2 protein-coding genes are annotated in these 1471 nt (G+C 61.1%); both read left to right on the top strand.

Annotation, left to right across the window (positions count from 1 at the left end; genetic code table 11):
• Positions 1-1227, top strand: a 1227-nt coding sequence (locus ABYW26_RS14435) for a topoisomerase C-terminal repeat-containing protein (protein WP_372605608.1), incomplete at its 5' end; no start/stop codon positions are given.
• Positions 1228-1347: 120 nt separating this feature from the next.
• A partial coding sequence (locus tag ABYW26_RS14430) for a CoA-transferase (protein WP_372605609.1) occupies positions 1348-1471 on the top strand: 124 nt, incomplete at its 3' end.

Genomic DNA, 1471 nt, shown 5'->3' with positions numbered 1-1471 from the left:
GATGGAGACGACAAGCGCCTGCCGCAGATCACCGAGGGCGAACCGGCGGCCAAGCAAAGCGTGACCCCGGAACAGCATTTCACCCAGCCGCCGCCGCGCTATACCGAGGCGACGCTGGTCAAGCGCATGGAAGAACTGGGCATCGGCCGCCCCTCGACCTATGCTTCGATCGTCACCACGATTCAGGATCGCGGCTATGTCCGCAAGGACAGCAACCGCCTGTTCCCCGAGGATAAAGGCCGGTTGGTCACGGCGTTCCTGTCGAACTATTTCCGCAAATATGTCGGCTATGAATTCACCGCCAATCTAGAAGACGAACTGGACGATGTCTCGGCGGGCGAGCGCGATTATGTCGATGTCCTGTCGCGGTTCTGGCAGGATTTCTCGGCGGCGATCGCTGAAACCTCTGACCTGCGGATCACCGAGGTTCTGGAAAAGATCGACGAGGTTCTGGCCCCGCATCTGTTCCCGCCAACTGCCGATGGCAGCGATCCGCGCCTGTGCCCGAAATGCGGCGCCGGGCGTCTGAATCTGAAAACCGCGCGCTCGGGTGGCGCCTTTATCGGCTGCACGAACTATCCCGAATGCCGCTATACCCGGCCGCTGTCGGCCCAGACCGATGACGGCTCGGCTGAACTGGACGGCAAGATTCTGGGTCACGATGGCGAGGACGAAATCACCCTGCGCATGGGCCGTTTTGGCCCCTATGTGCAAAAGGGCGAACCGACCGAAGACACGCCCAAACCGCCGCGCGCCAGCCTGCCCAAGGGCTGGAAACCCGAAGAAATCGACCTTGAAAAGGCGCAGATGCTGCTGAGCCTGCCGCGCGAACTGGGCCAGCATCCCGAGGATGGCGAACTGGTCGAGGCCGGGATCGGGCGTTATGGCCCCTTCGTCAAACACGGCAAGCTTTACGCCAACCTGCCCGAGGTCGACGAGGTGTTTACCGTCGGCATGAACCGCGCGGTCGAATTGCTGGCGCAGAAGGCCGCGAAAACCGGCCGTGGTCGCGCCACCGCCGCGCCGCTGAAGGAACTGGGCGAGCATCCCGAAAAGGGCGGCGCGATCAGCGTGATGGACGGGCGCTATGGCCCCTATGTCAAATGGGAAAAGGTCAACGCCACCCTGCCCAAAGACGTCGATCCCGCCGAGATCACGCTGGAAACCGCTGTGCAGCTGATCGGCGAAAAAGCTGCCAAAAAAGGCGGCCGCAAGAAGAAATCCTAGGCACGAGCGAAACGAAACCGGCGCCGGTTTTATTCACCGCACGGACGAGTGCCACAAGTGTTTGACTCTGATTAACGCCCGCGTCACAACTTCGCGGCAACCGGAACTGGAGAGATTTTCATGAAGAAAGTATACGGCAGCGCCTCTGATGCGCTCGACGGTTTGCTCTTTGATGGCATGATGATCGCAGCTGGTGGATTTGGCCTGTGTGGCATTCCCGAGCTGTTGATCGACGCGCTGGTCG

It is taken from the genome of Actibacterium sp., from assembly GCF_041584535.1.
Classification (GTDB): domain Bacteria; phylum Pseudomonadota; class Alphaproteobacteria; order Rhodobacterales; family Rhodobacteraceae; genus Actibacterium_D.
Note: the sequence above shows the minus strand (reverse complement) of the source record. Positions and strands in the feature narration are given on the sequence as shown.